Origin of the sequence: Geodermatophilus chilensis (assembly GCF_002802985.1) — a bacterium.
GTDB classification, from domain to species: domain Bacteria; phylum Actinomycetota; class Actinomycetes; order Mycobacteriales; family Geodermatophilaceae; genus Geodermatophilus; species Geodermatophilus chilensis.
Map to the genome: position 1 here is coordinate 1 of NZ_NVPT01000072.1, position 18552 is coordinate 18552.

The following is an 18552-nucleotide window of genomic DNA, read 5'->3' on the forward strand; positions in this document are numbered from 1 at the left end:
AAATGGGTATAAGAGACAGCCTCGGGACGGGGCCGTGGGGGCAGGAGGGTCCCTCTACAGCCAGCCCTTGTCGGCCGCCACCCGGGCGGCCTCGACGCGGGTGCGCGCGCCGGTCTTGCCGATCGCCGAGGACAGGTAGTTGCGCACCGTCCCCTCGGAGAGGAACAGCCGGCGGGCGATGTCGGCGACGGTCGCGCCGTCGGCGGCCTCCCGGAGCACGTCGGCCTCGCGGGCCGACAGCGGTGTGGCGCCCAGCGCCAGGGCCGCCGCGGCGAGGTCGCGGTCGATGACCCGCTCCCCGGCGACGACGGCGCGGATCGCCTTCGCCAGCTCGGCGACGGGCGCGTCCTTGACCAGGAACCCGGCCGCGCCGACCTCCATGGCCCGGCGCAGGAACCCCGGCCGGCCGAACGTCGTGAGGACGACGGCACGCACGCCCGGCAGCTGCGCGGCCAGCTCCCGCGCGGCCTCGATCCCGTCCCGGCCGGGCATCTCGATGTCGAGCAGCGCGACGTCGGGCCGGTGCTCGCGGGCCGCGGCGAGCACCTCGTCGCCGCGGCCGACCTCGGCGACGACGGTGATGTCCTCCTCCAGCTCCAGCAGCGCCCGCAGCGCGCCGCGGACCATCGACTGGTCCTCGGCCACCAGCACCCGGATCACCGCGCCGCCCCGGCAGGCACCGGCGCCAGCGGCAGCACCGCGCGCAGCTCGTAGCCGCCGTCCCGCCCGGCGCCGCCGGTGAGCGCCCCGCCCAGCGCGCCCACCCGCTCGGCCAGGCCGGCGAGGCCGGAGCCGGGCTCGGTGTCGTCGGCCGGGCCGCGGCCGTCGTCGGCGACGGTGAGCACCGCCTCGGCGCCGTCCTCGGTGAGCGTGACGGTCACCGCGCGGGCGCCGCTGTGCCGCAGCACGTTGGTCGTCGCCTCGCGGACCACCCAGCCCAGCGCCGCGTCGACCGGGCCGGGCAGCGTCGGCACCCGGGCGGGCAGCCGGACGGCGATGCCGGCGCCCGACAGCGCCGCGCGGGCCTCGGCCAGCGCCTGGGCGCAGCTGACCTGCCGGTAGCCGCTGACCGCGTCCCGGACCTCGGCCAGCGCCCGGCGGGCCGCGGCCTCGACGTCGGCCATCTCCGCCCGCGCCCGCGCGGGGTCGGCCTCGGCCAGCCGGCCGGCCAGCTCGCTCTTGAGCGCGATGAGCGACAGGCTGTGGCCGAGCAGGTCGTGCAGGTCGCGGGCGAAGCGGAGCCGCTCCTCGGCGACGGCGTTGCGGGCCAGCTCCTCCCGCGCCTCCGCCAGCTCGGCGTTCACCGAGACCAGGTGCCGGGTGCCGCGCAGCGCGAAGGCGGTGAGCAGGCACATCACCGGCAGGATGAGCAGCCCGGGTTCGCCGTCGCGGATGACCACCCCCGCGCAGGCCGCGGCCGCCGCGACGACGGCCGGCCACACCCACCGGGTCGGCAGCGCCGCCGCCGCGGCCGCCGACACGTAGATCAGCAGCCCGGCCCACGACGGCCCCATCCACACGGCCAGGGCGAGCCCCAGACCGGCGACGACGGCCAGCCGGCCCAGCACGGACCCGCTCCGGCCGCCGCCGAAGGCACGCCGGAAGACGCCGAGGTAGACCGCGGTGAAGACGACCAGGCCGGTGCCGGCGACCAGCCGGACGGCGAGCGGCCGGTCGGTGGTGACCAGGTCGGCGACCGGGAAGAACTGGAACAGCAGCCAGGGCAGCGCCCAGCCGACGCGCTGCCAGCGGGGGCGGGGGTCCACGGCGCCCGACCGTAGCTCCATCAGCCCGCGGCGGCGGTCAGCGGACGGCGCCGCGCCACGAGGACGGCCAGGGCGGCGAACGCTGCCGCGAACCCGGCCAGGACGACGACCTCGCGGGTGTCGAGCGCGTCTGGGGGCACGCGACGAGCCTGCTGGTCAGCGGCGTGTGCGCAGTAGTGCGGGACGTCGCCGTCCTGGCCTGACATCTGTCAGCGCCGAGCCCAGGACCGTCTTCCGCGCGCGAAAGGCGGTCCGGCGGCTTAGTCGGTCAGGTCCCTCACGAGCGCGTCGGCGAGCAGGCGGCCGCGGTCGGTGAGGACGGCGCGGCCCCGGGCGTGCGCCCTGGGCTCGAGCAGCCCGCGGACGACGGCGTCGGCGGCGCGGGCCTGCCCGACGTCCGACAGCGCGGTCAACGGCAGCCCCTCGCGCAGCCGCAGGCCGAGCATCACCGTCTCCAGCGCGCGGTCGTCGTCGTCGAGCAGCTCGGAGTCCTGCACCGGGTTCTCCCCGCGCAGCAGCCGGCCGGCGTAGGCGGCGGGGTGCTTGACGTTCCACCAGCGCAGGCCGCCGACGTGGCTGTGCGCGCCGGGCCCGACGCCCCACCAGTTGGCGTTGGCCCAGTACAGCTCGTTGTGCCGGCAGCGGGCGGCCTCGCCGCGGGCCCAGTTGGACACCTCGTACCAGTCGAACCCGGCGGCGCGGAGGGTCGCGTCGGCCTGCTCGTAGCGGTCGGCGAGGACGTCGTCGTCGGGCATCGGCAGCTCGCCGCGGTGGATGCGGCGGGCCAGCCGGGTGCCCTCCTCGACGATGAGCGCGTAGGCACTGACGTGGTCGACCGGCGCGGCGAGGACGGCGTCGAGCGAGGCGGCCCAGTCGGCGTCGGTCTCCCCCGGCGTCCCGTAGATCAGGTCGAGGTTGACGTGCTCGAACCCGGCCGCGCGGGCCTCGTGCGCGGCCTCGACGGCGCGGCCGGGGGTGTGCCGCCGGTCGAGGACGGCGAGCACGTGCTCGGCCGCGGACTGCATGCCCAGGCTGACCCGGGTGAAGCCGGCCGCGCGCAGCGTGGCCAGGGACGCCGGCGTCACCGTCTCGGGGTTGGCCTCGGTGGTGACCTCGACGTCGTCGGCGACCGGGAACAGCCGGCGCACCTCGGACAGGACGGCGGCCAGGTCGTCGGCGGCCAGCAGCGTGGGCGTGCCGCCGCCGACGAAGACGGTGGCGACCGTCGGCAGGTCCGGGCCGAGGGTCTCGGCCGCCTGCCGCAGCTCGGCGATCGCGGTGCCGACGTACTCGGCGCGGCTGGCGCCGGGGCCCAGCTCGTCGGCGGTGTAGGTGTTGAAGTCGCAGTAGCCGCAGCGGGTGGCGCAGAAGGGCACGTGCACGTACAGCCCGAAGGGCGTGCGGGCCAGCCCCTCGCGGGCGCTGTCGGGGAGCTGCAGGGTCCGCGGCGGGGCCTCGAGCAGCGGCAGGACGGTGTTCATCTGCACCCAGTGTGCCGCTCCCGGCAGGATGCCGGACGTGAGCGACGACACCGTGCTGCAGGTCTCGACGTCCCGGGGGGTCGCGACCCTCACCCTGGACTCCCCCGCCAACCGCAACGCGCTCTCCCGCGCGATGCGTGCCCGACTGCGGACGGCGCTGTCCGACGCGCTGGCCGACGACGCGGTGCGGGTGGTCGTGCTCGACCACACCGGCCGGGTCTTCTGCTCCGGGATGGACCTCACCGAGGCGGCCGGCGGCGCCCCCGGCGACCAGGGGGTGCGCGAGCTGCCCGAGCTGCTGGAGACGGTGTGGCGCGCGCCCAAGCCGGTGGTCGCCGTCCTCCGGGGGCCGGCGCGGGCCGGCGGGCTGGGCCTGGCTGCGGCCTGCGACGTGGTGGTCGCCGCGGCCTCGGCGACCTTCGCCTTCTCCGAGGTGCGGCTGGGCATCGTGCCCGCGGTCGTCTCCGCCGTCGTGCTGCCACGGATGGTGCCGCACACGGCCCACCGGCTGATGCTGTCCGGCGAGGTGTTCGACGCGGCGGCCGCGGCCGCCGGCGGCCTGGTGGACCTCTGCGTGCCCGACGACGAGGTGGACGCCGCCGTGGCCGCCCAGGTGACCGCGCTCGCCGCCGGAGCGCCGGCGGCACTGGCCGAGACCAAGCGGCTGCTGCGCGCCGGCGGGCTGCGCGGCTCCTTCGACGAGCTGCTCGAACTCTCGTCCCGGTTCTTCGCCAGCGAGGAGGGTCAGGAGGGCATCGCGGCGTTCCTCGAGAAGCGCCCGGCCCGCTGGGTGCCCGCGGCCGACTGAGGTCCCCGGACGCTCAGCACCTGCCTACAGGTGTGGGCAGCGCCTGCCTACAGGTGTGGGCAGCGCCTGAGCGTCCGCGGGGAGGACCTCAGAGGACGTAGCCGGCGATCATCTGCCCGAGGCCGCGGATGTCGGCGTTGCCCCTGAACTCCAGCCGGACGTTGCCCAGCCCGCTGAACCACAGGTCGAGCTCGGCGTCGAGGTCGAAGGTGCCGGCGGTCTCGATCGAGAAGGCCTGCACCTTGCTGTAGGGCAGGGAGGTGTAGTCCTTCTTGCGGCCGGTCATCCCCTGGACGTTGACGGCGATCAGCCGCTTGTCGGTGAAGATGACGAAGTCGCGCATCGCCTTGAAGCAGGCCACGACCTGCTCGCCCAGGACGAGCAGGGGCGCCACCTCGGGGCCGAGCTCCTGCGGGGAGGCGGGGGTGAGCTTGAAGACGCCACCGTTGCTGAAGTCGATCACTCCGTGACGGTAGGGCCCGGCCGGGCACCCCCGGCGCGCGCCCGCGTGTGTCGCCGCACGTCCATCGGATCCTCGCCCCCTGGAACCCGAGCGACTGGGACCGCCACCGGTGGAGACGGGTGGGGTCCGTCCCACCGGCTCCCCCGCCGCCCGCGGCGGACGGCGGCACCCGGCTCCCCGCTAGTCCTCGGCCGAGGCGTCCTCCAGCTGCAGCTCCACCCGCCAGAGGTCGTAGACGTCCGCGGTCTGGGTGGGCTCCATGTAGACGCCCTCGACCACGACGGCCTCGCCGGGGGTGGCCGAGGCGAGGACATCGCACACCTCGGCGAAGGACGAGACCGGCTGCCCGGCCATGCTGGTGATGACGTCGCCCTGGAAGATTCGTGCGGCCTCCGCGGGCGAGCCGCTCTCGACCGCGGTCACCACGAACGCGGGCAGTCCGGCCTGGGCGAAGGCCGCCGGGTGGCGCGCACCGTCCTGCCAGATCTGAGCCGCGTCCTCGGCGGTCAGCTCGCTGAAGTCGAACCCGGTGAGTCCCACGTCGCTGTAGCTCACCCCCTCCCTCAACCGTTCGATGACGGGCAGGGCGTGCTCGGTCGAGATGGCGTAGTACTGCCCCTGGATGGTGCGTCCTCCCTGCTGGGTGTTGCCGAGCGAGTTCACGCCCACGACCTCTCCGCGGTCATTGAACAGTGGCCCGCCGCTGTTGCCGGGGTTGATGACCGCATCGTGCTGGATGGCCGCGGGGTACAGCGGCAAGCTGGAGTCCGGCGCAGCGTCCAGACGAGGCACCTGGACGTTGCCGGAGGAGGAGACCGCGGTCCGGCTGCCGTTCGCGGCGGCGTCGAAGCTGGCTGGGAAGCCGATGGCCGTCACCTGGTCCTGGGACTGCAGAGCGGTCGAGTCCCCCAGGACGACCTGGGTCAGGCCCCGCGGGACCGTGTTGAGCTGGAGCACGGCGAGGTCATCGCACGGAGACACGCCCAGCCGCCGCGCGGGGACCCGATCGCCTCGGGAGGTCGCCACGCTCAAGGGCCCCACCCCGCCGGTGACGTGCGCGTTCGTCACCACGATGCCCTCCGCAGCATCGATCACGAACCCCGAACCGGAGCCGCCGTCCCCCACGAGGACCTGGACGGTGGCATCCACGTTGCCGGCGTAGACCTCCTTGGGGGTGAGGACGCCGTCATCCGCCGTCGTGCGGTCCGCGGACCCGGGGTCGTGCGGTGCCTCCGGCGTCGGGGGAACCGGCAACCCGGCGTCCGCCGCTCCGGTGTCCTGGGAACCAGTCGCCTGGGAGCCGGGAGCCGGCGATCCGGCATCGACCGCGGACGGGACGGCGGGCGGCGCGGCAGAGGGGACGGCGGGCGGCGCGGCGGACGGGGCCTGGCCGCCTGCGCACCCGGTCAGGAGTGCGGCCACCACACCCGCGACCGTGAACCACGTGGTCCGTCTGGTGAGCTCCATGTGTTCCCCCTGGCGACCGTCGCCGGAGGTGGCCTCACGCCACCGCCTGGGCTCCCGCTGCGTCGGTGCGGTCGTGCGTCATGGCTGGCGCAGCAGGGGATGCTAGGGGGACCGGAGGAGGCTGAACACCCGCGTGCGCGCCGTACCCGCCGCCGGAGGGAGCTACCGCAGTCGCCGGGTGTTGTCGGGCAGCCGCTCGGTGACGCTGCGCGCGTCCAGCCACTCCATCAGCGGAACGGCGACCCGCCGGCTGGTCCGCCACGCCGAGCGGGCCTGGCTGAGCGTGAACGGCGCGGGGACGGCGGCCAGCCGGGCCCGCGCCTGCTCGGCCACCCCGGGCGCGAGGTAGACGCCGTCGGCGATCTTGACCAGCTGCCCGTCGCGCACGGCCGCGGCCAGCTCCCGCGGCCCCAGCCCGGCGGCGCGTAGCTGGTCGGCGTCCGGTGCGGCGAACGGGTCGGCGGCCAGCGCCGCCCGGATCCGGTCGACCGCCTGCTGCACCCGGTCGGGCAGGCCGGCGGTCGCGACGACCACCCGGCCCTCGCGCAGGGTCAGCGGCTCCCGGACCGCGGCCGGCACCAGCTCGTCGTCGGGCAGCTCCAGCGCCCGGCGGGCGACGGCCACCGGCGGGCCGGGCTCGAGCGGGCGCAGCTGCCGGTAGCGGGCGACGATCCCGGGCAGGGCCGCGGCCAGCTGGTCGACCAGCCCGGGCGCGAGCAGCCAGGGCCCCACGGCGATCGCCTGCTCGGGCACCGGCCAGCCCATCGCGGCGAAGTCCGCGGCCCGGACGAACCGCCGGCGGGCGAGCTCGGCGGCGGCCCCGGCCGTGCCGCCGGGCTGGGCGGCCAGCTCCTCGGCGCGCCGGCGGGCGGCCCCGCGGCGGCGCAGCTCGGGCGGGTCGACGTCCCGGACGTCGGCGCCGAACACCCGGCGGGCGCCGGGGTCGCGCAGCAGCAACCGGTCGCCGACCCGCAGCGGCAGCGGGGTGGTCAGCCGCAGCCGCACCGCGGCCCCCTCCAGCGGCCGCAGCCGGGCGCCGACCGCGGCCGAGCCGACGTGCACGACCACCTCGGCGGGCAGCCGGTCCCCCGGTTTCCGGGCGAGGGTGACGTCGAGCTCGGCGGTGTCGCGGAACGCTCCGGGTGTGAGCAGGGCGTCGCCGCGGGCGAGCTCCTCGACGGCGATCCCGCGCAGGTTCAGCGCCACCCGTGCCGTGGCCTCGGCGTGCTCGACCGGCTGCCCCAGCGAGTGCACGCCGCGGACACCGACCTCCCGGCCGCCGAGCTGCAGCCGGTCGCCGGCGGCGACGTGCCCGGCGGCGAGCGTGCCGGTGACCACCGTGCCGGCGCCCTTCACCGGGAAGGCCCGGTCGATCCACAGCCGCACCGGCGCGTCCCGATCAGGGGCGGACAGCCCGGCGAGCAGTGCCTCCAGCGCGGCGACGACGTCCGGCACGCCCGCACCGGTCGCGGCGCTGACCGCCACGCCGGGCACCTCGCCCATCGACGTCGCGGCCAGCCGCTCCCGGACGTCGGCGAGCACCGGCGCGGGGTCGGCGAGGTCGGCCTTGGTGACGGCGAGCAGCGCGTGCCGTACGCCGAGGGCGTCGAGGACGGCGACGTGCTCGGCGGTCTGCGCCGACCACCCGTCGTCCGCCGCGACGACGACCAGCGCGGCGGGCACGGAGCCGACGCCGGCCAGCATGTTGCCGACGAAGCGCTCGTGCCCGGGCACGTCGACGACCGCCAGGCGGCGGCCCGAGGGCAGCGTCGTCCAGGCGAAGCCGAGGTCGATGGTCAGCCCGCGGCGGCGCTCCTCCTCCCACCGGTCGGGCTCCATGCCGGTGAGCGCACGGACCAGCGTGGACTTGCCGTGGTCCACGTGGCCCGCGGTCGCGATGACGTCCATACCGGACGTGCCGGATGCGGTCAGGTCCACCGGCGGGCCACCTCCAGCACCGCGGCGGCCAGCGTCTCGTCGTCCGCCGGCGGGAGGCTGCGCAGGTCGAGCAGGGTGCGGTCGCCCGCGACGTACCCGACCACCGGGGGCGTGCCGGCGCGCAGCGGCACCGCGAACTCCGCCGGGAGTGACACCGCGGCGCTGGGCAGCGGGTGCTCCGGCGCCCCTCCCCCGCCGACGCGGGCGTCGGACCCCACCGCGACCGCGTCCAGCCCGGCGGAGGTCAACCGGGCGGCGAGCGCGGCGGCGCGGCCGCGCAGGCCGTCGCGGTCGGCGCCGAGCATCTGCTGCACCGGCGGCTGCGGCCCGCGCAGGGTGGCCTCCAGCGCGGCGAGGGTCGTCTTGTCGACGCGGAAGGCCCGGTAGAGCGGGTGCCGACGCAGCCGCTGCACGAGGTCGGCGCGGCCCAGCACGATCCCGGCCTGCGGGCCCCCGAGCAGCTTGTCGCCACTGGCCAGCACCAGGTCGGCGCCGTCGACGAGGGTGGTCTGCAGGTCCGGCTCGTCGGGCAGCACCGGGTGCGGGCGCAGCAGCCCGGAGCCGACGTCGGCCACGAGCGGGACGCCGCTGCCGGCCAACCCCGCGGCGAGCTCGGCCACCGGCACCGCCCGGGTGAACCCGCGGACGACGAAGTTCGACGGGTGCACCTTGAGCACCGCGCCGGTCTGCTCGGACAGGGCGCGCCGGTAGTCGTCGAGCGCCACGCGGTTCGTCGTCCCCACCTCGCGGAGCCGGGCACCGGTGGCCTCGAGCAGCTCGGGGATGCGGAAGCCGTCGCCGATCTCGACCAGCTCGCCGCGGGCGATGACCAGCTCGCCGCCGAGCGCGGTCGCCACCAGGGCCAGTGCGGCGGCGCAGTTGTTGACCACGAGTGCGGCCTCCGCGGCCGGGACCGCCTCGACCAGCGCGGCCAGCGCCGCCTCTCCCCGTGGCCCGCGCCGGCCGGTGGTCAGGTCGAGCTCGACGTCGGTGGTGCCACTGGCGGCGACGACCGCCTCGACCGCGGCCGGCGACAGCGGCGAGCGACCCAGGTTGGTGTGCACCAGCACGCCGGTCGCGTTGAGCACCGGGCGCAGGCTGGCGGCCGTCGTCGGCAGGGCGGCCAGGACGGCGGGGACGGCGTCGTCGGGCGCGACGGCGCCGGTGCGGACGCGCTGCTGGACGTCCTGGACGGCGGCCTTGACCAGCTCGCGACCCAGCCGGTCGGCGGCGGCGGCGAGCTGCGGCTCGGCGAGCAGCGTGTCGGTGCGCGGCACCAGCCGCCGGCGGTCGTCGGTCATCGCAGAGCAGCGTAGGAGCCGCCGGCGGCCCGCGCCGCCGGCGTCACTCCCCCGCGCGCCGCCCGGCGCTCAGACGAGCGCGGCTTCCTCCTTCGCCGCCACCGGCGGCCCGACGACCTGCGACCGGTAGCTCTCGATGATGTCCATGAACTCCTTGTGCTCCTGCGCCGGGACGCCGACGTGGTAGAGGGTCGCAGCGATTTCGGTGGCGACGACGTCGAACTCGGCGTCGGTCACCTGCAGATGCGCGTGCGCCGGGCCCATGTCGCGCCCCGGGTAGCAGGCCGGGCCGCCGGTCTTCTCGATGGACCACGCGGTGACGAGGAACTTGAAGCCGGCGTGCCCCTTCATCAGGTGGAACGCCTCCACGTGCGGGTTGCGGTTGGCCGACACGTTGTCGTACAGCCGGTCGACCAGGACGTCGACGGCGCCGGCGATGCCGTAGATGCCGCCGAGCCGCTCGTACAGCGACGGGGTCTGGGATGCCGTGGTCATGGCGCGCTCCTCAACGAGGTGAGATACCGGGCGCCTGCGCGCCTGCCCCGCACGGGGCGCCCAGCACCGAGGGACGTGTGAGCCGTCTCACACGGCCGAGACGGTAGCGCGCCATCCGGTGGGGCTCAATGGATGCGCGGGAAGAAGAAGCCGGCCGGGACGGTTGTCCCGGCCGGCACGAGGACTGGCGGAGGCGGACGGGAATCGAACCCGCCTGACCGAGATGCTCGGCCACGTCGGCTTTAGAGGCCGCGGGGGCCACCAGACACCCTGACGCCTCCGCCGGGGAGCTTACGGTGAGCCGGTGACGACCGCGCCCGCTCGCATCCGGCTCACCCAGTACGCGCACGGCGGCGGGTGCGCCTGCAAGATCCCGCCGGGCGAGCTGGAGTCCGTGGTGGCGGGCCTGACCGCGGGCGGTCCGGTCGACCCGGCCGCCGAGCTGGTCATCGGCCTGGACGACGGCGACGACGCGGCCGTCGTCCGGATCCCGGGCGGGCAGGGGCTGGTGCTGACCACCGACTTCTTCACCCCGGTCGTCGACGACGCCTACACCTTCGGCCGGATCGCGGCGACCAACGCGCTCTCCGACGTCTACGCCATGGGCGGCACCCCGGTCGTCGCCGTGAACCTCCTCGGCTGGCCGCGCGACGTGCTGCCCACCGAGCTCGCCGCCGAGGTGCTGCGCGGCGGGCTGGAGGCCGCGCAGGAGGCCGGCTGCCACGTCGGCGGCGGCCACTCCATCGACGACCCCGAGCCCAAGTACGGCATGGCGGTGACCGGCGTCGTCGACGTCGACCGGGTCATCACCAACTCCGCCGCGGTCGCCGGGACGCCGCTGTCGCTGACCAAGCCACTGGGGATCGGCGTGCTCAACAATCGGATGAAGGCCACCGGCGAGGTGTCGGAGGAGGCCGTCGCGGCGATGACGACGCTCAACCGCGACGCCGGGCGGGCCGCCGTGGCCGCCGGGATCCGCGCCGGCACTGACGTCACCGGCTTCGGCCTCCTCGGCCACCTCTACAAGATGGCCCGGGCCAGCGGGGTCACCGCGGTGGTCGACGCCGCCGCCGTCCCCTACCTGACCGGGGCGCGCGAGGCGCTGGCCGCGGGCTTCGTCTCCGGCGGCACCCGGCGCAACCTCGACTGGGTGCGGCCGCACGCCGACCTGTCCGCCGTCTCCGAGGACGAGGCACTGCTGCTGGCCGACGCGCAGACCTCCGGCGGGCTGCTGCTCGGCGGCGAGGTGCCCGGCGCCCCGGTGATCGGCGAGTTCGTCCCGCGCGGGGAGCACGTCGTCGTCGTCCGCTGAGGCAGCCGCGTCGTCGATCCCCGCGGAGATCGACGACAGGGATCGGGGGCGCGTGCTGATCGACCGGCGTCGCAAGCACCCCGTGATCTCGGTTACGGTCCGACCATGCTCGCTGCATTCGTCTCGACGCCCGCCCCGAAGGACCCGCTCTCCGTGCTGGAGGTCGGTGAGCGCCCTGAGCCGGAGGCGCCCGACGGCTGGACGACGGTGCAGGTCAAGGCCGTCTCGCTGAACCACCACGACCTGTTCAGCCTGCGCGGCATCGGCCTGCCGCAGGAGCGGATGCCGATGATCCTCGGCACCGACGCGGCCGGGCTGGACGAGGACGGCAACGAGGTCGTCGTCCACGGCGTCGTCGCGAGCCCGGACTGGACCGGCGACGAGACGCTCGACCCCAAGCGCACGCTGTTCTCGGAGCTCTACCAGGGCACGATGGCCGAGCGGGTCGCCGTCCCCCGGCGCAACGTGCTGCCCAAGCCGGCCGGGCTGTCCTTCGCCGAGGCCGCGTGCCTGCCCACCGCCTGGCTGACCGCCTACCGCATGCTGTTCGTGAAGTCGGGGCTGCGCCCCGGCCACACCGTGCTGGTGCAGGGCGCCAGCGGCGGCGTCGCCACCGCGCTCATCGTGCTCGGCAGAGCGGCCGGCTTCCGCGTGTGGGTGACCGGCCGCACCGAGGAGAAGCGCCAGGCGGCGCTGGAGCTCGGTGCCGAGCAGGCCTTCGAGACCGGTGCCCGGCTGCCCGAGCGGGTGGACGGCGTCATGGAGACCGTCGGCGAGGCGACCTGGAGCCACAGCGTCAAGTCGCTCAAGCCCGGTGGCGTCATCGTCACCTCCGGCGCGACCACCGGCTTCAACCCCGGCGCCGAGCTGAACCGGGTCTTCTTCACCCAGCTCTCGGTCATCGGCTCGACGATGGGCACCCGCGACGAGCTCGAGGCGCTCATGCGCATGTGCACGGCCACCGGCGTCCGCCCGGTCATCGACGTCGAGCTGCCGCTCGAGCAGGCGCGCGAGGGCTTCGAGCGGATGCTCGAGGGCCGGACGGCGGGGAAGATCGTCTTCACGCTGCCGTGAGCGGCTCTGCTGCCACACCGGCTCCGCCGGGCGGGAGCGAATCGGTGCGCGCCGTGAGTCCGGTCGACCGGGTGGTCGCCGCGCTCCGCGAGGCCGGGGTGGACGCCGAGGTGCGCCACTTCGAGGAGCCGGTGCCTACCGCGGCGGCCGCCGCCGAGGCGCTCGACTGCGACGTGGGCGCGATCGCCAACAGTCTGGTCTTCGACGCCGACGGCGCGCCGCTGCTCGTGCTGGCCAGCGGCGCGCACCGGGTGGACACCGGCAGGGTCGCGGCCCTGGTCGGCGCCCAGCGGGTGCGGCGGGCCACTCCTGCGTTCGTCCTCGCGGCGACCGGCCAGGAGGTCGGCGGGGTGGCGCCGACCGGCCACCCGGCCCTACTGCGTGCGCTGGTCGACGTCGACCTGGCGGCGCACCCGCTGCTCTGGGCCGGCGGCGGCGACCACCACACGATGGTCGGGCTCACCTACACCGACCTGCTGCGGGTGACCGGGGGCGACGAGGCAGCCGTGGCCTGAGGAAGGACCCCTGCCCCCCGCCACTCGTAGAAGGACCCCGTCCTCCCCACCCTCCGCAGGCTCAGGGCGGGGCCCGGGACGGGGCCGGCGGGACCCTGCAGGGAGGCCGCCGTCCTCCCCACGTCCGGGACACCGGCATCGCGCAGTACCGCGCCACCCCCCGCGACCTGGCGGCCCACCTGCTCACGAGAGACCTCGACGACGGCCGGATCGAGGTCGTCACGCTCAGCTCCTGGACCTCGCCGGACGCCGTCCGCGGCTCAGCCGGCGACGACGTGGGCACGGCGGTCTCCCATCCCGAGGACGACCGCCGGCTGGTCGCCCGGGAACGCACCGTCACGCACCACGAGGTCCACTGACCGCATCGCGCGTCAACGGCGATTGACACCGACCCTCGCGTCAACCACAGTTGACGACATGGCCGACACAGCACAGGTGGCCTCCACCGCCAGCAGCCGCGACCCCGCGGTCGGGCTGAAGGCGGTCCGCGCGCTGCGGACCCTGGTCGAGCGGCAGGAGGCCCTGCAGGTGGAGAACGCCCGCGACCAGGGCTGGACGTGGGAGCAGATCGCCCAGCTGCTCGGCGTCACGAGGCAGGCGGTGCACAAGAAGCACGCAGGCGGCCGTGGGCCGCTCCGGCGGAGGGACTGACCGTGTCGAACGCTTCACGTCCGACGCCCGCGAGGTCGTCGTCCTGGCCCAGGCAGAGGCCCGCGCCCTCCGGCACGGCCACATCGGCACCGAGCACCTGCTGCTCGCCCTGCTGCGGCTGGACACCCCGACGACCGCCGTCCTGCGCCGGCACGGGCTCGACCACGACGAGGTGACCGAGGCGGTCACCGCCCACCCCGGCGGCGAGGACCTGGACGCCGAGGCGCTGCGGACCCTGGGCATCGACCTGGACGCCGTCCGGGACGTTGCCGAGGCGACCTTCGGACCGGGCGCGCTGGACGCCCCACGCCGCGGACGGCGGCGTGGCGTCGCCGGGCACATCCCGTTCACGCCCGACGCGAAGAAGGTCCTGGAGCTCTCGCTGCGCGAGGCGCTGGCGATGCACTCGAGGACCATCACCGACGGGCACATCGTGCTCGGCCTGCTGCGCGGCGGGGGCACCGCACTGGAGGTGCTGCGGGAGCGCGGCGCGGACCCGGGGACCCTGCGCGCCGAGCTCACCCGGTCACTGGCCGCGTGACCGCCCCTCCTGTCACCCTCCGGTGGGACGGTGCCGGCATGGAGATCCTCTTCGTCGCCAGCGTCAGCGTCATCGCGCCCGACCCGGTGGAGAGCCGGCGCCTGTACGTGGACGCCCTCGGGCTGCCACTCGAGCGCCTCGAGGGCGAGTACTTCGCCAGCGAGCACATCGGCGGTAGCAAGCACTTCGGCGTGTGGCCGCTCCCCGAGGCGGCGGTCGCCTGCTTCGGGGAGCGCTCCTGGCCGGCCGGCCGCCCGGTGCCGCAGGCGAGCATCGAGTTCGAGCTCGCCGACCCTGATGCGGTGGCCGACGGCGCGGTCGAGCTGGAGGCCGCCGGCCACCGGTTGCTGCACGGCGCGCGGACCGAGCCGTGGGGGCAGACGGTCGCCCGGCTGCAGTCGCCCGAGGGGCTCATCGTGGGACTGTCCTTCGCGCCGTGGCTGCACTGAGCAGCCGGCACCGGGCCCGCGGCGTCCCCGGCCGGTGACTCCGGTCGCGTCACGCCGCCGACACGGCGGCGCTCCCGGTGGCGGGGCGGCGCCGTCGGGGACGGGCGGCAACGACCAGGACCACGTCGCCGACCAGCAGCCCGGCCCCGTCCCGACGGTGCATGCCGGCACCTCCGTGGCCGCCCGGAGCGGCGAGAGGCCGAGCGCACGGCGGACGACGCCATCGGTCAGGAGCGTGCGGCGAGCCGCTTCTCGATCCTGGCGGCGAGCTTGGCCTGGTCCTTGAGCGGGAGGGCGGCCAGCGCGGGCGCGATCTCGGGCAACCGGCTCCGCTGTGTCGTCGTCGCCCGGAACAGCAGGCCGACGGTGACGCCGTGGTCGGGCCGGGAGACCACCTCCACCGCGTCGCCGGCGCCCACGTCGCCGGTCTCGAGCACCCGCAGGTAGGCGCCGCTGGCCCCGTGCGCGGTGAACCGCTTCACCAGCTGCGGCTCGTTCCAGAACCGCTCGAAGTTGGCACACGGGATGCGGCAGGCGGTCACCTCGAACAGCGCCGTCCCCGCCCGCCAGCGCTCGCCGAGCACCGCGCCGGTGAGGTCCAGACCCGTCGTCCGCAGGTTCTCGCCGAACCGGCCCGGCGGCAGCTGGCGGTCCAGCTCGGCGGTCCACCAGTCGGCGTCCTCCTGGGCGTAGGCGTAGACCGCCTGCCCCTCGCCGCCGTGGTACCTGCGGTTGACCTGTACGTCACCGTCCAGCCCGAGCGGGTGGACGGCGACCCGCCCGGCGACCGGCCGCTTGTCGATGCCGCTGCGGTCCGGACGACGGCCGAGCAGCGGCAGCAGGTCGGAGACGGAGACGCAGACCGCCTCGATCCGGCCGGGGCTCACTTCTTGGCGGAGGAGGTGCTCGGCTCGCTGGTGGAGAGCGCGGCCACGAAGGCCTCCTGGGGGACCTCGACGCGGCCGACCATCTTCATCCGCTTCTTGCCCTCCTTCTGCTTCTCCAGCAGCTTCCGCTTGCGGGAGATGTCACCGCCGTAGCACTTGGCGAGGACGTCCTTGCGGATGGCACGGACCGTCTCGCGGGCGATGACCCGGGAGCCGACGGCGGCCTGGATCGGCACCTCGAACTGCTGCCGCGGGATGAGCTCGCGCAGCTTGCCGGCCATCATGACGCCGTAGCTGTAGGCCTTGTCCTTGTGCACGATCGCGCTGAAGGCGTCGACGGGCTCGCCCTGCAGCAGGATGTCGACCTTGACGAGCTTCGCCTCCTGCTCGCCGGCCTCGGCGTAGTCGAGGCTCGCGTAGCCGCGGGTGCGCGACTTCAGTGCGTCGAAGAAGTCGAAGATGATCTCGCCCAGGGGCAGCGTGTACCGCAGCTCGACCCGGGACTCGCTCAGGTAGTCCATGCCGCCGAGCTGCCCGCGCCGGCTCTGGCAGAGCTCCATGATCACGCCGGTGTAGTCGCTGGGCGCGATGATCGTCGCGTTGACGATGGGCTCGTAGACCCGGTCGATCTTGCCCTCGGGCCAGTCGCTCGGGTTGGTCACGGTGATCTCCGAGCCGTCCTCCATGACCACCCGGTAGACGACGTTCGGCGCGGTGGAGATGAGGCTGATGCCGGCCTCGCGCTCCAGCCGCTCGCGGACGATTTCCAGGTGCAGCAGGCCGAGGAAGCCGACGCGGAAGCCGAAGCCCAGTGCCGCGGAGGTCTCCGGCTCGTAGGTCAGCGCGGCGTCGTTGAGCAGCAGCTTGTCCAGCGCCTCGCGCAGCAGCGGGTACTCGCTGCCGTCGATCGGGTACAGGCCGGAGTAGACCATCGGCTTGGGGTCGCTGTAGCCGCCGATCGGCTCGGCGGCCGGACGCGCCTGCAGCGTGACGGTGTCACCGACGCGGGACTGGCGGACGTCCTTCACGCCGGTGATGAAGTAGCCGACCTCGCCGACGCCGAGGCCGTCGACCGGCTTGGGCTCGGGTGAGATGACGCCGATCTCGAGCAGCTCGTGGGTGGCGCCGGTCGACATCATCTTGATCCGCTCGCGGCTGGAGATCCGCCCGTCGACGACCCGCACGTAGGTGATGACGCCGCGGTAGATGTCGTAGACGCTGTCGAAGATCATCGCGCGGGCCGGGGCCTCGGCGTCGCCCTCGGGCGCGGGGACCTGGGCCACGATCGCGTCGAGCAGCTCGGGCACGCCCTCGCCGGTCTTGCCGCTGACCCGCAGGACCTCGGAGGGGTCGCAGCCGATGATGTGCGCGATCTCGGCGGCGTACTTCTCGGGCTGGGCGGCCGGCAGGTCGATCTTGTTGAGGACCGGGATGATCGTGAGGTCGTTCTCCAGCGCCAGGTAGAGATTCGCCAGCGTCTGGGCCTCGATCCCCTGGGCGGCGTCGACCAGCAGCACGGCACCCTCGCAGGCGGCCAGCGACCGGGACACCTCGTAGGTGAAGTCGACGTGGCCGGGGGTGTCGATCATGTCGAGGACGTACTCGGTGTCCCCGGCCCGCCACGGCAGGCGCACGTTCTGCGCCTTGATGGTGATGCCGCGTTCGCGCTCGATGTCCATCCGGTCGAGGTACTGGGCGCGCATCTGCCGCGCCTCGATGACCCCGGTGACCTCGAGCATCCGGTCGGCCAGCGTCGACTTGCCGTGGTCGATGTGGGCGATGATGCAGAAGTTCCGGATGCGGGCCGGGTCGGTGGAGGCGGGAGTCGTCACAGTGCCCCTATCGTCCCACGCCCGGCCGCGTCGTCCAGCCACCGCTCGGCTCCGGGCGCGTACCCGCGGGTTGGGGCCGGGCGGACGACGCTGGTATCTTGGCAGACCGGTCCGCTGACGCACGCCGTCCGGACGCACTGTCCAGAAGTACTCCCTCCCGAGAGACACCCGAGGCTCACGCGTGGCGAACATCAAGTCCCAGATCAAGCGGAACAAGACCAACGAGAAGGCGCGTCAGCGCAACGTTGCCGTCAAGTCCGCCCTGAAGACGGCCGTCCGCCGCTTCCGCGCGGCCGCCGCCACCGGGGACGCCGCGGCCGCGACGACCGCGCTGCAGACCGCCAGCAAGGCGCTGGACAAGGCCGCCAGCAAGGGCGTCATCCACAAGAACCAGGCCGCCAACCGCAAGTCGGGCATGGCCAAGCAGCTGACCGGCCTCTCCAGCTGACCTCCGGCCGCGTCCGCGCGGCCGTCCGACGAGCCCCCTCCCCCTGCGGGACGGGGGCTCGTCGCGTTCCGGAGCCGGTGTCCCGACGGTGGGTCCGTGTCCGCGCGGTGCGGCGCCCGCGGACGGTCAGCCGCGGACGCCGCGGCCGGTCTCCCGCCGGATGGCGACGATCCGCCGGATGGCCCGCTCCAACGCGTAGTCGGCGCTGGCCGCCGCGCCCTTGACGTCGGCGTTGAGCTCGGCGGCCACGCCGATCGCCTGCTGCAGGCCGTCGATGCTCCAGCCCCGCGCCTGCGACTGCGCCCGCTTGACCTTCCACGGCGGCATCTTCAGCGTGCGGGCCAGGTCGCCGGGGTTGGAGCTGCGGACCGAGGAGACGCGGGCCGCCGTCCGCACGCCGTCGGCGATCGCGTCGGCGATGAGGACGTGGGCGACACCGCGCTGCAGCGCCCAGCGCAGCATCTCCAGGGAGCCCTGCCGGTCGCCGACCAGGACCCGCTCGGCGACCGTGAAGCCGGTGACCTCGGCCTGCCCCCGGTGGAAGCGGGCGACGGCGTCGGCGTCGATCGTGCCGCCGAAGTCCGAGACCAGCTGCGTGGCCGCCGACGAGAGCTGCCGCAGGTCCGCGCCGATCGCCTCGACCAGCGCCGAGGCGGCGTCCGGGGTGATCCGGCCGCCGGCCGAGCGGACCTCGTTGCGCACGAAGGCGATCCGGTCGCCCACCGAGCTGACCTTCGGGCAGTCGTCGACGGCCGCCCCCGCGGCGATGAACGCCTTCACCAGGGCCTCGTTGCGCTTGCCCCCGGGGTGGACGATCACGAGCGTGAGGTCCGGGTCCGGGTCCTCGGCGTAGCCGGTGAGCGCGTCGGCGAGCGCGCCGGCGGCCTCGTGCACCCCGGTGACGACCACCAGCCGGTGCGCGCCGAACAGCGAGGGGGCCAGGACGTCGGCCAGCTGGCCCACCGGAAGGCCCTGCGCCGGCAGGTCGTGCAGCTCCGCGTCGGGGTGGCGCTCGAGGACGGCGGCCCGGACGGCCGAGACGGCGCGCGAGCGCAGCAGCTCCTCCTCGCCCACCACGGCGCGCAGTCGGGAGGTCGGTGCGGGGGGTGCTGCGGCCACACCGG

At 75.0% G+C, this 18552-nt stretch carries 19 protein-coding genes and 1 tRNA gene; 8 read left to right on the plus strand and 12 right to left on the minus strand.

All coding sequences use genetic code 11. From position 1 onward, the window contains the following. Positions 1 to 54 precede the first annotated feature (54 nt). The 3 genes from CNO22_RS13590 to hemW all read right to left on the minus strand — a co-directional run bounded on the left by CNO22_RS13590 (position 55) and on the right by hemW (position 3247). The gene (locus CNO22_RS13590; protein ID WP_100499882.1) at positions 55 to 660 is read right to left on the minus strand and encodes a response regulator transcription factor; all 606 of its coding nucleotides are present in this window, start codon (positions 658 to 660) and stop codon (positions 55 to 57) included. Next, positions 657 to 1766: a sensor histidine kinase gene (locus tag CNO22_RS13595; RefSeq protein ID WP_100499883.1), complete on the minus strand. Its 1110-nt coding sequence runs from the start codon at positions 1764 to 1766 to the stop codon at positions 657 to 659. The genes CNO22_RS13590 and CNO22_RS13595 overlap by 4 nt, the downstream gene beginning before the upstream one ends. A 260-nt stretch (positions 1767 to 2026) precedes the next feature. Further along, a complete protein-coding gene (gene hemW, locus CNO22_RS13605) occupies positions 2027 to 3247 on the minus strand; it encodes a radical SAM family heme chaperone HemW (protein ID WP_100499902.1) in 1221 nt (406 codons plus the stop codon). Positions 3248 to 3275: 28 nt separating this feature from the next. Between hemW and CNO22_RS13610 the strand changes: the two genes are divergently transcribed. Continuing rightward, the gene (locus CNO22_RS13610) at positions 3276 to 4055 is read left to right on the plus strand and encodes an enoyl-CoA hydratase-related protein (RefSeq protein ID WP_232807016.1); all 780 of its coding nucleotides are present in this window, start codon (positions 3276 to 3278) and stop codon (positions 4053 to 4055) included. Between the two features lie 88 nt (positions 4056 to 4143). Here the strand turns inward: CNO22_RS13610 and CNO22_RS13615 are convergent, their stop codons facing one another. The 6 genes from CNO22_RS13615 to CNO22_RS27715 all read right to left on the minus strand — a co-directional run bounded on the left by CNO22_RS13615 (position 4144) and on the right by CNO22_RS27715 (position 10000). After that, a complete protein-coding gene (locus tag CNO22_RS13615; RefSeq protein ID WP_100499885.1) occupies positions 4144 to 4518 on the minus strand; it encodes a PH domain-containing protein in 375 nt (124 codons plus the stop codon). 180 nt (positions 4519 to 4698) lie between these two features. Next, positions 4699 to 5772 carry a S1C family serine protease gene (locus CNO22_RS13620; RefSeq protein ID WP_157936941.1) on the minus strand — a complete coding sequence of 358 codons (1074 nt, stop codon included), beginning with the start codon at positions 5770 to 5772 and terminating at the stop codon, positions 4699 to 4701. 375 nt (positions 5773 to 6147) lie between these two features. Beyond that, positions 6148 to 7923 carry a selenocysteine-specific translation elongation factor gene (selB, locus tag CNO22_RS13625; protein WP_232807017.1) on the minus strand — a complete coding sequence of 592 codons (1776 nt, stop codon included), beginning with the start codon at positions 7921 to 7923 and terminating at the stop codon, positions 6148 to 6150. Beyond that, a complete protein-coding gene (gene selA, locus CNO22_RS13630; protein ID WP_100499887.1) occupies positions 7914 to 9224 on the minus strand; it encodes an L-seryl-tRNA(Sec) selenium transferase in 1311 nt (436 codons plus the stop codon). Before selA ends, selB begins: the two co-directional genes overlap by 10 nt. Before the next feature lie 69 nt (positions 9225 to 9293). Then, on the minus strand, positions 9294 to 9719 hold the full coding sequence (locus tag CNO22_RS13635) for a group I truncated hemoglobin (protein ID WP_100499888.1): 426 nt from the start codon (positions 9717 to 9719) through the stop codon (positions 9294 to 9296). Positions 9720 to 9904: 185 nt separating this feature from the next. After that, positions 9905 to 10000: transfer RNA gene (locus tag CNO22_RS27715), tRNA-OTHER, on the minus strand. Positions 10001 to 10023: 23 nt separating this feature from the next. Here CNO22_RS27715 and selD point away from each other — a divergent pair. The 6 genes from selD (at position 10024) to CNO22_RS13670 (ending at position 14261) form a co-directional block, all read left to right on the plus strand. Next, a complete protein-coding gene (gene selD / locus CNO22_RS13640; RefSeq protein ID WP_198588308.1) occupies positions 10024 to 11031 on the plus strand; it encodes a selenide, water dikinase SelD in 1008 nt (335 codons plus the stop codon). Between the two features lie 105 nt (positions 11032 to 11136). Continuing rightward, on the plus strand, positions 11137 to 12105 hold the full coding sequence (locus tag CNO22_RS13645) for a zinc-binding dehydrogenase (RefSeq protein WP_100499889.1): 969 nt from the start codon (positions 11137 to 11139) through the stop codon (positions 12103 to 12105). Between the two features lie 44 nt (positions 12106 to 12149). After that, on the plus strand, positions 12150 to 12620 hold the full coding sequence (locus CNO22_RS13650) for a YbaK/EbsC family protein (protein WP_232807018.1): 471 nt from the start codon (positions 12150 to 12152) through the stop codon (positions 12618 to 12620). 417 nt (positions 12621 to 13037) lie between these two features. After that, positions 13038 to 13271 carry a helix-turn-helix domain-containing protein gene (locus CNO22_RS13660; RefSeq protein WP_100499891.1) on the plus strand — a complete coding sequence of 78 codons (234 nt, stop codon included), beginning with the start codon at positions 13038 to 13040 and terminating at the stop codon, positions 13269 to 13271. After that, positions 13246 to 13812 carry a Clp protease N-terminal domain-containing protein gene (locus CNO22_RS13665; RefSeq protein WP_100499892.1) on the plus strand — a complete coding sequence of 189 codons (567 nt, stop codon included), beginning with the start codon at positions 13246 to 13248 and terminating at the stop codon, positions 13810 to 13812. Before CNO22_RS13660 ends, CNO22_RS13665 begins: the two co-directional genes overlap by 26 nt. Before the next feature lie 38 nt (positions 13813 to 13850). Then, the gene (locus CNO22_RS13670) at positions 13851 to 14261 is read left to right on the plus strand and encodes a VOC family protein (RefSeq protein ID WP_100499906.1); all 411 of its coding nucleotides are present in this window, start codon (positions 13851 to 13853) and stop codon (positions 14259 to 14261) included. Between the two features lie 227 nt (positions 14262 to 14488). Here CNO22_RS13670 and CNO22_RS13675 read toward each other — a convergent pair whose 3' ends face one another. Both CNO22_RS13675 and lepA read right to left on the minus strand, forming a co-directional pair. Next, the gene (locus CNO22_RS13675) at positions 14489 to 15148 is read right to left on the minus strand and encodes an MOSC domain-containing protein (RefSeq protein WP_100499893.1); all 660 of its coding nucleotides are present in this window, start codon (positions 15146 to 15148) and stop codon (positions 14489 to 14491) included. Then, positions 15145 to 16980 (minus strand): translation elongation factor 4, encoded by a 1836-nt coding sequence (gene lepA, locus CNO22_RS13680; protein WP_100499894.1) that lies wholly within the window; start codon positions 16978 to 16980, stop codon positions 15145 to 15147. The genes CNO22_RS13675 and lepA overlap by 4 nt, the downstream gene beginning before the upstream one ends. 181 nt (positions 16981 to 17161) lie before the next feature. Between lepA and rpsT the strand changes: the two genes are divergently transcribed. Further along, positions 17162 to 17428 carry a 30S ribosomal protein S20 gene (rpsT, locus tag CNO22_RS13685; RefSeq protein WP_100499895.1) on the plus strand — a complete coding sequence of 89 codons (267 nt, stop codon included), beginning with the start codon at positions 17162 to 17164 and terminating at the stop codon, positions 17426 to 17428. Positions 17429 to 17554: 126 nt separating this feature from the next. Here the strand turns inward: rpsT and holA are convergent, their stop codons facing one another. Continuing rightward, a complete protein-coding gene (gene holA, locus CNO22_RS13690; RefSeq protein WP_100499896.1) occupies positions 17555 to 18547 on the minus strand; it encodes a DNA polymerase III subunit delta in 993 nt (330 codons plus the stop codon). Positions 18548 to 18552 lie beyond the last annotated feature (5 nt).

Excerpts from the sequence above, each read along its gene's own strand:
- CNO22_RS13635 (WP_100499888.1), bottom strand. The coding sequence starts at position 9,719 with ATGACCACGGCATCCCAGACCCCGTCGCTGTACGAGCGGCTCGGCGGC.
- CNO22_RS13610 (WP_232807016.1), top strand. The coding sequence starts at position 3,276 with ATGCCGGACGTGAGCGACGACACCGTGCTGCAGGTCTCGACGTCCCGG.
- CNO22_RS13660 (WP_100499891.1), top strand. The coding sequence starts at position 13,038 with ATGGCCGACACAGCACAGGTGGCCTCCACCGCCAGCAGCCGCGACCCC.
- hemW (WP_100499902.1), bottom strand. The coding sequence starts at position 3,247 with ATGAACACCGTCCTGCCGCTGCTCGAGGCCCCGCCGCGGACCCTGCAG.
- CNO22_RS13670 (WP_100499906.1), top strand. The coding sequence starts at position 13,851 with ATGGAGATCCTCTTCGTCGCCAGCGTCAGCGTCATCGCGCCCGACCCG.
- selA (WP_100499887.1), bottom strand. The coding sequence starts at position 9,224 with ATGACCGACGACCGCCGGCGGCTGGTGCCGCGCACCGACACGCTGCTC.
- CNO22_RS13645 (WP_100499889.1), top strand. The coding sequence starts at position 11,137 with ATGCTCGCTGCATTCGTCTCGACGCCCGCCCCGAAGGACCCGCTCTCC.